This window comes from Streptomyces sp. CC224B (assembly GCF_030010595.1).
In the GTDB taxonomy this organism is placed as follows: domain Bacteria; phylum Actinomycetota; class Actinomycetes; order Streptomycetales; family Streptomycetaceae; genus Streptomyces; species Streptomyces longispororuber.
Genome location: NZ_JASCXL010000006.1, coordinates 125,783 through 138,135, shown reverse-complemented (window position 1 = coordinate 138,135; position 12,353 = coordinate 125,783). Strand labels below are relative to the sequence as shown.

General features: G+C 71.7%; 9 protein-coding genes. 2 read left to right on the top strand and 7 right to left on the bottom strand.

Features of this window, described 5'->3' with window-relative positions; all coding sequences use genetic code 11:
• Window positions 1–169: 169 nt before the first annotated feature.
• The 5 genes from QK440_RS04525 to xylB form a co-directional block, all read right to left on the bottom strand.
• Window positions 170–1,447 (bottom strand): helix-turn-helix domain-containing protein, encoded by a 1,278-nt coding sequence (locus QK440_RS04525; RefSeq protein WP_282791631.1) that lies wholly within the window; start codon window positions 1,445–1,447, stop codon window positions 170–172.
• Between the two features lie 302 nt (window positions 1,448–1,749).
• Window positions 1,750–2,418, bottom strand: coding sequence for an N-acetylmuramoyl-L-alanine amidase (locus QK440_RS04520; RefSeq protein WP_282791630.1), 669 nt, complete (start codon window positions 2,416–2,418; stop codon window positions 1,750–1,752).
• A gap of 91 nt (window positions 2,419–2,509) precedes the next feature.
• Window positions 2,510–3,595, bottom strand: coding sequence for an acetamidase/formamidase family protein (locus tag QK440_RS04515; protein ID WP_282791629.1), 1,086 nt, complete (start codon window positions 3,593–3,595; stop codon window positions 2,510–2,512).
• Between the two features lie 635 nt (window positions 3,596–4,230).
• Window positions 4,231–5,430, bottom strand: coding sequence for an ROK family transcriptional regulator (locus tag QK440_RS04510; RefSeq protein ID WP_282791628.1), 1,200 nt, complete (start codon window positions 5,428–5,430; stop codon window positions 4,231–4,233).
• 120 nt (window positions 5,431–5,550) lie between these two features.
• Entirely contained in the window at window positions 5,551–6,996 is a 1,446-nt protein-coding gene (gene xylB / locus QK440_RS04505) for a xylulokinase (protein WP_282791627.1), read from the bottom strand.
• A 242-nt stretch (window positions 6,997–7,238) separates the two neighbouring features.
• Here xylB and xylA point away from each other — a divergent pair, with 242 nt between their 5' ends.
• Both xylA and QK440_RS04495 read left to right on the top strand, forming a co-directional pair.
• Window positions 7,239–8,405, top strand: a complete 1,167-nt coding sequence (gene xylA, locus QK440_RS04500; protein WP_282791626.1) for a xylose isomerase — start codon at window positions 7,239–7,241, stop codon at window positions 8,403–8,405.
• Window positions 8,406–8,810: 405 nt separating this feature from the next.
• The gene (locus QK440_RS04495; RefSeq protein WP_282791625.1) at window positions 8,811–9,101 is read left to right on the top strand and encodes a hypothetical protein; all 291 of its coding nucleotides are present in this window, start codon (window positions 8,811–8,813) and stop codon (window positions 9,099–9,101) included.
• 120 nt (window positions 9,102–9,221) lie between these two features.
• Here the strand turns inward: QK440_RS04495 and QK440_RS04490 are convergent, their stop codons facing one another.
• The gene (locus QK440_RS04490; protein WP_282791624.1) at window positions 9,222–10,580 is read right to left on the bottom strand and encodes an esterase-like activity of phytase family protein; all 1,359 of its coding nucleotides are present in this window, start codon (window positions 10,578–10,580) and stop codon (window positions 9,222–9,224) included.
• A 448-nt stretch (window positions 10,581–11,028) separates the two neighbouring features.
• Window positions 11,029–12,351 carry an SWF or SNF family helicase gene (locus QK440_RS04485; RefSeq protein WP_282791623.1) on the bottom strand — a complete coding sequence of 441 codons (1,323 nt, stop codon included), beginning with the start codon at window positions 12,349–12,351 and terminating at the stop codon, window positions 11,029–11,031.
• Window positions 12,352–12,353: the final 2 nt, after the last annotated feature.

Genomic DNA, 12,353 nt, shown 5'->3' with positions numbered 1-12,353 from the left:
TGTGGGCTGTGGGCTGTGGGCTGTGGGCTGTGGGCTATGGGCTATGGGCTGTGGGGACGTATGGGGTGTGGGCTGTGGTTGTCGGTTGCTGGGCGATCGGTGTCGGCATGGGGCGGTGGATGCGGGCTGACCCCCTTCACGGTGCGGGTGGTCTCGCGGGACGGTCGTGTTACGCGCGGCCCACCCCGCCGGGGGCGCCGTTGCCCAGCTCCCGGTCCAGGGACCGCAACCGTGCCAGCACCGGCGCCGTCGGCCGCACCGCCGCCAGCGCCCGCCACACCTCCACGTCCTCCTCGCCCCACGGCGCGTGCACCCAGTCCGCCAGGAGGTCCGGGTCACCGCGAGTGATCAGTGCCGCCCGCATCTGATCGGCGAGCCGTCGCCGCAGCCGCGCCACCGCGGGAGCCTGCGCCCCCGGCAACAGTGGCCCGGCGTACACGGAGAACGCCGCAGTCACCGCGCCGCACCCCAGGCGCCGCTCCACCACGTCCACGTCCGACGTGACCGGAACCGCCAGGCGGTACGGCCGCGATCGCAGTACCTCGGGGCCCAGCACGTGCCGCAGCCGCGTCAACTCCGCCCGCAGCGTCACCGGAGTCACCGACTCGTCCTCGTACAGGGCGCACAGCAACTCGTCTCCGCTCAGGCCCTCGGGGTGGCGGGCCAGGAGAACCATGATCTCGCTGTGCCGTCGGCTCAGCCGCCGCTTGCGTCCGCCTACGAGCACCAGCGCCTCGTCCCGCCCGAGCGCCGTCAACTCCAGAGCGTCCGTGTCCTCCACCTCCGGTGCCAGCAACGCCAGATGCGACTCCGCCGCCCGTGCCACCGCCTGTACGAACGCGAGGCTGTGCGGATGCGCCAGACCGTCACCACCGGTGACGTCGACGGCTCCGAGCAACCGGCCGGAGCGCGGATCGTGCACCGGAGCCGCGGCACACGTCCACGACTGCACCTCACGGACGAAGTGTTCCGTGGCGAACACCTGCACCGGCCGGTCCACGGCTACCGCTGTCCCCGGCGCGTTCGTCCCCATCGCCGACTCCGCCCAACGAGCCCCGGGCACGAAGTTCATCCGCCCCGCCCGCGCCCGGGCCGAGGGATGCCCCTCGACCCACAGCAGCCTGCCGTACGCGTCACACACCGCCAGCAGGTGCTCCCCGTCCTTGGCGAAGCCACCCATCAACTCACGGAACAGCGGCATCACCCTGGCCAGTGGGTGCTCCGCCCGGTACGCGCCCAGGTCACCGGCCGTGAGCTCGACCGATGCCCCGCTGTCCGCGGGGCTGACCCGGGCCCGCGCCGAACGCCGCCACGAATCGGCCACCACGGAGCGCACCGGCCGCGCGACCGACCCTGCCGCGGTGAACCGCTCATGAGCCCGACGTATCGTCCGCACCCGCTCCGCCGGATCGGCACCGGGCTCGAGGGCCACCCATGGATCAGTCAAGTCGGCCTCCTCGTACGGACGGCGCTGGCGGTGGTGGCAGCCCCGGAGGCTGCGACAGGGACGGTGCTGACCTGCTGCCATCGTCACTCCGGAAACAGCGGCCGACAACCGTCCGCGCGCCGCCGCTCTCCGCCCCCGCCCGCGCCGAGCCGCCACCGTCAGCGCGGGCCGACTCCTATGTGCCCTGACCCGCCAGGCGACGTTGCAGCCGTGAGCCGTGAGCCGTGAGCCGTGAGCCGTGAGCCGTGGTTGCGCGCGGTCAGCCGTGGGCCGAGCCGGTGGGGGGTCCGGTGCCACCTCCCTCAGGCAAGGTTGATCATTCGGATATAGCGCGACCAGTCCCAGTACCGGCCCGGGTCGGTGTGGTCCGCGCCGGGGACCTCCACGTGGCCGATGATGTGCTGCCGGTTCTTCGGGATGCCGTATCTGTCGCAGATCGCTGCCGTGAGGAGGGCCGACTGTCTGTACATCTCGTCGGTGAAGTACTCGGGTTCGTCGACCCACCCCTCGTGTTCGATGCCGATGCTGCGGGTGTTGTACGTCCAGTTGCCCGCGTGCCAGGCGACGTTGCGCTCGCTGACACACTGGGCGATGTGGCCGTCGGCCGAGCGGACCACGTAGTGGGCGGAAACTTTCTTCGCCGGGTTTTTGAAAATGGCCAGCGTGTCGGCGTACGTCTCCTGCGTGACGTGGACGACCACGTGGGTGACGGGGTAGGAGCTGGGGCGGTTAGAGGCCGTGTAGTTGGAGGGACTGGCCGGCACCCATTCGGTCGGTGGGTAGGCGACGGCGCGTGTCTTCGCCGCGGTGGGGGAGACCCAGAGGGCCGACGGTACGGCGGCGAGGGCCGCGCCCTGCAGAAGGCGCCGTCTGCTGGGCAGGAACTTCGACGCGTGTGGTGTCGTCGGCCGGGTGCCGTCGTCTGTCGTGATCGGCGTCAGATCCGTCGCCCGTTCACTTGCTTGATCCATGGCTGTTCTGCCTCTCGGTGGGGGGAGCGGCTGGACCGCACGGTGCGTGCGTCGCAGGGGGCCTTGAAGGCTGGATCTTGCAGGTGGAGCTTCATATCTCGTGGCGCTCGGCGTGGCCGGGAGTGCGCTGCGCCGGGCCCGACGGGGCCCTGCCCGAAGGCGCCGATCCGGTCAGTTCCGCCGCTTGCTCCTGTAGCCGGGCGTGCAGGCCGCGGTGGGTCTCCCGTGCGGGCAGCCACTCCTTGCGGAGTTTCGCCACGCACGTGTAGTTCGTATCGCAGACGTTCGCCAGGGGCGCTTGCACAGTTTGAGTGGCGAACTGGTACGCGTCCAGATCGCTGAAGCCGTAATCCCGAACGAGCCACTGCACGAGGTCGAGCTGGGAGATCCGGAAGGCGTCCTCCAGGGGGCGGGCGGAGCCCGTCGAGATGATGTGCGTGTCCGACTCGATGCGTGGCCAGGGCGTCGCCACGCCCTTCAGGAGCTCTACGATCACGACGGTGTGCATCGCGCATTCGACAGCCACGCCGCAGGTCTCGCCCTCGCCCTGGCGCGCGTGCCCGTCGCCGAGGCTCAGCAGGGCGCCGTCGACGTTCACCCCGAGATAGCAGGTGACGCCCGCCCGCATCTCGGGGGTGTCCATGTTCCTGCCATGGGCGTCGGGCACGAGAGCCGAGCGCACCTCCAGGTTGGCGGGGGCGACACCGACAGTTCCGTGCATGGGGTCCAGCGGCAGCTCGATCTGGAAATCACTGTCGCGTGCGCTGAACTGAGCTGTGCGGCGGGCGCGGTCCAACTGCCAGATCCATACGCGCTCGGGCAGCGGCGGCTGCAGGGACGCCGTGGCGTGCGTGGAGGTGAGGGCCCCGAACAAGGGGACGGTGGTGGAGGCGGCCCAGTCCCGCGCCGGTTCGATGGACACGAAGTGGACGGCGACCGTGTCGCCCGGCTCCGCGCCCTCCACGTGGAAGGGACCGGTCTGGGGATTGAGGAAGGGGAACTCGCACACCTGCGAGACCAGGTCCTTCTCGGAACGCACCTTCCCGGCGAAGCAGTCCTCCGTGTACAGGTCGAGCACCGTGCCCGGCTGTATACGCGCGAGAGGCGGAGCCCCGCCGAACGTCCATGCGTACTGGCTGGGTTCGGGGCGGACGGTGAGCAGGCGTGGGTCACTCATGGGCTGGAGCTCCGCTCTGAGCTGTGCGGTGAGGTGTACGACTGTGCTGGTGCTGGTGCTGGTGCTGGTGCTGGTGCTGGTGCTGGTGCTGGTGCTGGTGCTGGGTGCCGGGCACCGGGTGGGTCGCGTTATGCCCCGGTCTGTACGAGTGCACCGTCCGGCCCGGCTGTGTCAATCGGTCGTGCGCACGAGTTGCTTGTGGGTCTGGCTCGCGGCCCGCCGGGGCTCGGAGGAACCGGGGACGGAAGGAACGAGCAGGGAAAAGCGCGAGGAAAGGGAACGACGAGGCCGGCGAGCAGAAGAGTGGCTTCCCCGCCCATGCTCGCGCGCCCTCGACACACCGGCCCGAGCTGTGTTCCCCCGACATGCGTATCCCCCGATCGATACGGCCTTTCCTCGCCGAGCGCGAGAGACCGGCTCACGCGAATCACCGTACGAGCCGCGTCGGTGGTGGCGGAAGGGCCTTCGGCGTATCTGTGTACAGCACGGTGGCTGTGGAAAACAGGGCCACTCGTGTGGGGGATGGGCTGTGGTGGACCGGCGACTGAACCCCCCACCGCGCTCCCGTCGGACCATCGAGGACCGACCGCGTCACGCAGCAGCCGCCCCGAGCCGAGAGCGCCTCGGCTACACCGCTACACCGCTCCCGCCGGGTCGTCGAGCACCGACCGCACCACGGAGTGCGCCGCTCCCAGCAAGGGCCCGTCGGAACCGATACGGGAGACGGTGACGGAACAGCCTCGTCCGGCGGTGCGGCGTCCCAGCTCCTCTGCGAGGTTCGGTATGAGCCACGGGGCGAGGCGTGAGAGCGCCCCTCCGAGGACGACCGTGCGGGGGTCCAGAAGGTTGACGGCGCCCGTCAGCGCGATGCCCAAAGCCGTCCCGGCGTCTCGCAGCGCTTGGCGGACCCTCTCGTCCCCGTCGGTGGCGCGCTCGACGAGGAGCCCGACGCGGTCCGGTCCCTGTCGTAGCCCGGCGGCCCGCAGGACCGCTTCCTCTCCCGCGTACTGCTCCAGGCATCCGCGCCCCCCGCACGGGCACGCAGGGCCGTCCGGACGGACCGGCACATGGCCCAGCTCACCCGCGAAGCCCCGGCTCCCGCGCAGCAACAACCCGTCGACCACGAGCGCGGCACCGATGCCGATCTCAGCGGAGACGTGCAGGAAGTCGTCCGGCACGCCCTCGCCCAGCCAGAGCTCCGCCCGTGCGCCGAAGTTCGCCTCGTTGTCCACGGTCAGCGGCAGCTCGACCGGGAGCAGTGCGCCGACGTCGGTCTGGTGCCAGTCGAGGTTGGGAGCGCGTACCACCGTGTGACTGCCGCGTGCGACGAGGCCCGGCACCGCGACCGCCAGACCGGCCGGCCGCAGGCCCTTACGCTCCGCTTCGTGCACGACCTGCCCGATCAGTTCGGCGAGATCCGCGAGAACCGGATCCGGCGGGCGTCCTCGATTGCCGACCGCGCGTCCCGCACGCGCGCGTACGTCACCGCGCAGGTCGACCGCGCAGACGGACAGATGGTCGACGCCCACCTCCGCGCCGATGCCGACGGGGCCCCGGGCGCTGACGGTGAGTGCGGATCCCGGCCGTCCCACCTTGCCGGGGCGCTCGGGACCGAGCTCCTCCAGGAGGCCGGAGCGGGTCAGTTCGTCCACCAGCGTGGATACGGCTGCCCGCGTCAGCCCGATCCGGGAGGCGACGGACGCACGGGACAGCGGGCCGTGCGCCGCGACGGTGTGCATCACGCGCGCGAGGTTGCGGCGGCGCATGCCGTGCTGAGTGTCGGGCAGCCGCGCACCGGTCACTCCGGGGCGGGCCTCGTGCGGCGGTGCGCTCATGCCCTGCTCCGTCCCCCCGCCTCTCCGTGTCCGTCGTGCCGTGCCCGGCAGCACCGCGCCTGGCCGTCCCGTGCCCGGCCATAGGCGGCACACACGGGCGTGACGCTCGTACCGCTGCCTCTAGGAGTCCCTGTCCAGCAGGGAAACCGCGTCGCAGAGTACCTCGGTGATCCTGGAGAGGGTGGCCTCGTCTCGCTCCATGGCGTCGAGGACCTGTCCGCGCGCGGTGTCCCAGCGGCGCGCGACCGCTGCGGGATCCTCACCCGTCAGCAGGCCGGCCGCCTGCGCGGCGGCGCCCAGCGCGACCAGCTCACGCGCCTCCGGGATCTGGACAGGCCGTCCCGACAGTCGGCGTACGGTCTGCTGCCAGGCGGTGCCGCGGGCCCCGCCTCCGATCAGGAGGATCGGCTGCGAGCGGTCCGCGGCGCCCCCGAGGACGGCGTCGAGAGCGCCCAGGAGGGCGTGCACCGCCCCGTCGTAGGCCGCCTGCAGGATCTGGCCGGGCGACGTGTCGTGCCGCAGCCCGTGCAGCAGCCCCGAGGCCTGCGGCAGGTCCGGGGTGCGCTCACCGTCCAGGAACGGGAGCAGCGTGACGGACCCGCCCGGCTGTACCGCGTCGCGGTCCAGCCCCAGCAGCGTGGCCACGCGGTCGACGGCCAGCGTGCAGTTGAGCGTGCAGGCGAGGGGCAACCAGGAGCCCTTCGCGTCGGCGAACCCGGCCACCGTGCCGCTCGGGTCCGCGGTGCGGTGCTCCGCCACCGCGAACACCGTGCCGGAGGTGCCGAGGCTCAGCACCGGTGTGCCGGGGCGCAGGCCGAGTCCCAGGGCGGCTGCCGCGTTGTCCCCGGCTCCGGGCGCCACCAGTGTGCCTTTGGAGAAGGGCAGTTCGCCGCCGTCACGCACCGTGCCGACGACCTCTCCCGGGCGGGCCACCCGCGGTAGCGCCGCGGGGTCCAGGCCCACCAGGGCGAGGATGTCCTCGTCGTATCCCTCGGTGGCCGACGACCACCACCCGGTACCGGAGACATCACTCCGGTCCGTGGTACCGGAGCCCGTGAGGCGCTGTGTCAGGTAGTCGTGGGGGAGCCGCACGGCGGTGGTGGCGCGCGCTGACGCCGGTTCCCGCTCGACGAGCCAGGCCCACTTGGTCACGGTGAAGGACGCGCCGGGCACACTGCCGACGCGGTCGGCCCACGCCTTGGCGCCGCCCAACTGCTCGACGAGACGCCTGGCCTGAGGTGCGGAACGCACATCGTTCCACAGCAGCGCGGGACGCACGGGCCTGCCCCGGTCATCCAGCGTCACGAGCCCGTGCTGCTGCCCGGCGATCGACACGGCGGCGGCTTCGTGCGCGGCGGCGCCGCACTGGCGCAGTGCCTCACCCAGGGCGCTCCACCACTGCTCCGGGTCGCTCTCGCGCAAGGCGCCCGACGTGACCGTGTGCGGAGCCTGGCCCCGCGCCACGACCCTCCCGGTGGCGGCGTCGACGACCAGGACCTTGGTGGACTGCGTAGAACTGTCCACCCCGACGACCAGGGGACCCTCGGTAGCTGGCGCTGACGACATCGGCGTCTCCGTTCCCGCTCTGCGCTTCCCGGGTGCACCCCGGCCTCACCTGGCACTCCGCCCAGCCCCAGGCACATGTGCCCGCTCCCAGAGGGATGTGTACCGCCCAGGTGTGCTGTTCCACGCAAGCTTCCTCCTAGGAAGCCTTCGATACGGTCCTCGGTCTTCTCAGCGGGCAGGAGTGGATACTAATTTGTTAACTGCCATGACGAAATAGTCTCGAAGCTGCCGAGGAGCCCCGCATGAACTATCAGCCCACCCCGGAGGACCGGTTCAGCTTCGGACTGTGGACCGTCGGCTGGCAGGGCAGAGACCCCTTCGGTGACGCCACCCGGGCGCCACTGGAACCGGCTGAGGCGGTCCGCCGCCTCGCGGAACTGGGCGCCTACGGAGTGACCTTTCACGACGACGACCTCGTCCCGTTCGGCTCCTCGGACGCCGACCGTGACGCCCACGTCAAGCGCTTCCGAGCAGCGCTCGACACCACGGGCCTCGTCGTGCCCATGGCGACCACGAACCTGTTCACGCACCCCGTGTTCAAGGACGGCGCGTTCACGGCCAACGACCGGGACGTCCGGCGGTACGCGCTGCGCAAGACGATCCGCAACATCGACCTCGCGGCCGAGCTCGGTGCCGGGACCTACGTCGCCTGGGGCGGCCGCGAGGGCGCCGAATCCGGTGCGGCCAAGGACGTGCGCGCCGCGCTCGACCGCATGAAGGAGGCGTTCGACCTGCTCGGCGCCTACGTGACCGAGCAGGGCTACGACTTGCGCTTCGCGATCGAGCCCAAGCCCAACGAACCGCGTGGCGACATCCTGCTGCCCACCGTCGGCCACGCCCTCGCGTTCATCGAGCGACTGGAGCGGCCCGAGCTGTACGGCGTGAACCCCGAGGTGGGCCACGAGCAGATGGCCGGCCTGAACTTCCCGCACGGCATCGCACAGGCCATGTGGTCGGGCAAGCTCTTCCACTTCGACCTCAACGGCCAGAACGGCATCAAGTACGACCAGGACCTGCGGTTCGGCGCGGGAGACGTGCGCAGTGCCTTCTGGCTGGTCGACCTCCTGGAGAGCGGCGGTTACGACGGACCACGCCACTTCGACTTCAAACCGCCACGAACCGAGGACTACGAAGGGGTGTGGGCGTCCGCTGCGGGCTGCATGCGCAACTACCTGATCCTGCGTGAGCGTGCCGCCGCCTTCCGCGCCGACCCCGAGGTGCGGGACGCACTCCGGGACGCGCGTCTGCACGAGCTGGCACAGCCCACGGCCGAGGACGGTCTCGCCGGACTGCTCGCCGACCGCGGAGCCTACGAGGACTTCGACGTGGCGGCGGCCGCCACGCGCGGCATGGCCTTCGAACGGCTGGACCAACTGGCCATGGACCACCTTCTGGGGGTGCGGGGCTGACGGCCCTGTCCGGGGGAGCGTTGCGGGCTCGTGCCGGAATCGTCCGCTCCGTCATGCGGACGTGTACCAACTGCCGCTCAGGGGTCGCGCGGTGACCGGTTCGTGGTGACGCTTGACAGCATGGCCATGCCGCCCGAACCGCCGCAGCCTCCTCGTCCACCCGGTGACGTCCCTCCTGGGGGTGGTGATGTCGGCCCGCCTCCAGGAGGCGGGTACGGGCCTGCCTGGGACGGTGGGTACGGGCCGCCAGGAGGTGGTGGGTACGGGCCTCCCGATGGGTCTCCCGGTGGCGGATACGGCTCGCCGCCCGACGGGTACGGTCCACCCCCTGGAGGCGCGGGATGGCAGCCGCCGCCCGGTGGAGGTCCGCCCGGACGGCGCAACGGGCTGTTCATCCTGCTGGCCGTGCTCGTGGCTGTCGGGGTGGTCGTCGCCGTGGTCTTCGTGGCCACCGGAAACGACGACTCACCGGACAAGAAGCGCCCTTCGGAGAGCAGCAGAAGCAGTGTTCCCCGTCCCACGCCTTCGCTCAGCATCCCGACGCAGATCCCCACGCTCCTGCCGAGCGGCCTCCCGACCGAGCTCCCGAGTGAGCTCCCGACCGAACTGCCCAGCGGTATCCCCTCGCTACCGACGGCGCTGCCGAGCGGCCTCGAATCGCTCCTGCCGTCGCCCGCGGGCGACGACGCCCCGTAAGACGTGCCGCACGGTCCCCTTGGAGTCGCTGCCCCGCGTCGGGACGGGAGGCCGGCCTGCAGCCGGCGAGAGGCGCTCCCGGCGTGCCCGGCAGCGCCTCCGCGGGCACCACTGGCTTCGCTACAGGGTCTTCGGCAACCGCACGTACGTCACGGTGGTCTCCACTCCGCTGTCCACCAGCCGGCCGTTCTTGTCGAACGCCTCAAGACCGTCGGTCATCCCGAAGTCGTTGTCGTTGATGAGCGCCAGTGTGCGGCGGTCGACCCGGGCGACCCCTTCGATCTTGCCGGGGACGCCCTTGAGCCTGCCGAGGTCCACGACCAAGCGCTTGCGCAGCACCGGAACACCGGAGGCCCCGGGATCGTCGAGTTCCTCCAAGGACGGTCGCGTCGCGACGTCGTCCCACCGCTCGCCGAGGATGTTCGTGCGCCGGTCGAGGCGCACCAGATGCAGCCGGGCCGCCTTGTCGGTCCTCTCCTGCACCAGCAGGCGGTCCCGGCCCACGGCGACCACGGACGACGTCTTCAGCTCGGAGGTGTCGTCCTCACCCGGGTCGACGACACCCACCGGGTCGAAGCGGTACGCGTACTCGGCGGTCACCGCCTGCCTGGACGGCGAGAACCGCAGCAGCCGGACCGTGCGGGAGCGTTCGCCCGCTTCCTCGTCCGGCAGGGACAGCGGACTCTGCACCGCCATCACCAGGTCACCGCCGGGCAGTTGGGCCAGCCCCTCGAAGCCGCGGTTGACCTTGCGGTGCAGCAGTACGCCCGGCAGCGCCTCGACGACCGGGTAGTCCGCGCCGCGCAGCTTCAGCCCCCGCGGAACGTAGCGCTTGAGGACCTTCCCGCGCGCGGAGACGTGCACCAGCGACGGCCCGTACTCGTCGGCCAGCCAGAAGCTGCCGTCATCGGCGCGCACGATGCCTTCGGTGTCCAGACCGTTCGGATCGTACGGGAGAGGCTTGGTGGCGTCGTAGGAGTACGGAGCCTCGTCGCGCCCCTCCTGGTTGGGCAGGCCGGTGACCGGCTTGCCGGAACGCGTGGTGACGGGCAGTGCGTCGATGACCTTGACGGCCTGCCCGGTCACCCGGATCCTCACGATCGCCGGGTCGAAGCCGGGCACCGGGAACGTCCGGCGCTTCTTGCCGGCGACCTTGATCTGGCCGTTCGGCCCCCGGTCGGTGACCGTCCAGAACTCGCCCTTGCGACCCGCGGGGTAGAGGTCGCTGCCGATGCCGCCGAGATCCACACCCCGGTCGTTGCGCACCGTCCCGGGCAGCAGGCGGTTGCTGAACGTGCCCAGTGGGATGTCTCCCAGAGTGGCCGTGGCGGTGACACGGGCCGTGCCTCCGGGGCGCTTCGCGTCGGCAGGAGCACCGAGGGCGGTGCCGGTGACCGCGATCGCGGTGAGCAGGGCGAGCGGTACGCCGACAGCGGCGGACCGGCGGACACGGCGCTGACCGGCGACAGGCGCGGACATCGGGGCCTCCTGGACACGATTTCGGTGACGGCGCCACCTTTCGCCGCTGTCACGAACATCAGGTGTCGCGGTGGTGAACGACCGGCACCCCTCTGGGTGAATCGCACACCCTGTGTATGCCTGCTACTGGAGGGGGCACTCGCCCCACCCTGTCCGTCCCGGCTCTCCCTTCCCGTGCCAACGGCGCCTCCCGCGAGGGGCAGGAGGCGCCGTCGACCATCACCGGACCATCAGCAGCGGTGGGGCACCTGCCGTGTCATCCCCTCTCGGGTCGATCCGCACAACTGAACCGGCGCGCTCCACGGTCCTCGATGTCATGACCTTGCTCAATCGCTGGACGAGGCGAGTGCGCGTGCCGGTGTTCCCGGCGCGCAGGGTGCACGAGTGGATACGCCGGGGGCCGCCCTACACGTTTCAGCCACGGTGACCTCACCCGTCCTGCACCGTGTCACTCGGCCCCTGTGGCCATCGCCAAGGCCGTCGCCGGGTCGTGCGCCGCGGGGCCCGCGGGCACCCAGCGGCCGCGCTCCTTGCGGTACGGCCACCATCGGCCGTCGGCACCGTGGCGGAGCTGCGTGTCCGCGCCGGCCACCGTCCAGCGGTTGCGGGCGGCCCGCAGTACCGGTCGCTCGTCCTCGTCCCACGCCGCGTCGAGCGCGGCACGCGCGCGTGCCAGAACGTCACCCCGAGGCGTCCACTCCTCCTCCAGTACGGCGAGCGCGGCCCGCCCGCCGTACCCCCAGGCCCGCACCGCGCCGGCGAGACCTTCCTTGTCCCTGCCCGAGGCTTCCGCCAGGCGGGCGGCTGTCGCTGCGTCCGGGGCGGCCGCGGCCAGACGCGCGGCGTCCTCGGAGAGCGTCCATTCGGGTTCGACGGGCTGGTGCTCGTGGCCGGGGGACAGCGCCTCGGCGAGCAGCCGGTGCGCCTCGGCAGCCGCACGGGCCGCGAGGAATGCCAGCGCCGCCACGTCGAGGCCGGCAGCCGGTTCCGTCTCCGTGTCCAGCGACGGCGGCGGTCCCGGTTCCGAGGGCAGCGGAGGCGCTTCGGGCAGAGGCGGCAGGATGGCGCCCTCCGCGTACGCCTCGGCGGCGTCCACGCCCTCCTGAGCGGCTGCCTGCGGCTCCGCCGGCACGGTGTCGTCGGCGTCCTGCCGCGCCACGCTGCGGACCTGCAACTCGTCCAGGAGCCCGCGCTCGCCACGGCCCCGCATCAGGAGCAGGACGAACGGGTCCTGGTCGAGCAGCCGTGCCACCTGGTAGCACAGGGCGGCCGTGTGTCCGCAGTGGTCCCATGCCTCGCAGTCGCACTCCGGCTCCAGGTCGCCGATCCCGGGAAGCAGGTCCACGCCTGCTGCCGCGGCGTCCTCCACCAAGTGGGGCGGCATGTCACGGTCGAGCAGCGCGGCGATGTGCCCGGCGCGCTCGACGGTCATGCTCAGGAAGCGATCCCACTCCTGCGGACTCAGACGCTGGATCAGCACGTCGGAGCGGTGTGCTGTGCCGTCCTTGTCCTGGACGACCGCCGTGATGCGACCGGGGCGTACCGATACGGCGCCCACGGCTCCCGCGCGCGCGAGCCTGCGGCCCACCTTGAGTTGCGCCGTGTCCAGCGCCGTGTCCTCCAGCGCCTGCAGCCAGGCGCGGCCCCACCAGGTCTCCGCGAAGCCCCGCCCGTGCGCGGGGGGCAGCGCGGCGAACGTCCGCTCGCCGTCAGGTGCCGCCGACTCGTCGCCGTGCGTCGTCACGTGCTCGCTCCCGTCGTCGCCGTCCATGC

Bases quoted from the DNA above. Each gene is read 5' to 3' on its own strand.
- QK440_RS04485 (WP_282791623.1), bottom strand. From the start codon at position 12,351: ATGGACGGCGACGACGGGAGCGAGCACGTGACGACGCACGGCGACGAG.
- xylA (WP_282791626.1), top strand. From the start codon at position 7,239: ATGAACTATCAGCCCACCCCGGAGGACCGGTTCAGCTTCGGACTGTGG.
- QK440_RS04490 (WP_282791624.1), bottom strand. From the start codon at position 10,580: ATGTCCGCGCCTGTCGCCGGTCAGCGCCGTGTCCGCCGGTCCGCCGCT.
- QK440_RS04520 (WP_282791630.1), bottom strand. From the start codon at position 2,418: ATGGATCAAGCAAGTGAACGGGCGACGGATCTGACGCCGATCACGACA.
- QK440_RS04515 (WP_282791629.1), bottom strand. From the start codon at position 3,595: ATGAGTGACCCACGCCTGCTCACCGTCCGCCCCGAACCCAGCCAGTAC.
- xylB (WP_282791627.1), bottom strand. From the start codon at position 6,996: ATGTCGTCAGCGCCAGCTACCGAGGGTCCCCTGGTCGTCGGGGTGGAC.
- QK440_RS04510 (WP_282791628.1), bottom strand. From the start codon at position 5,430: ATGAGCGCACCGCCGCACGAGGCCCGCCCCGGAGTGACCGGTGCGCGG.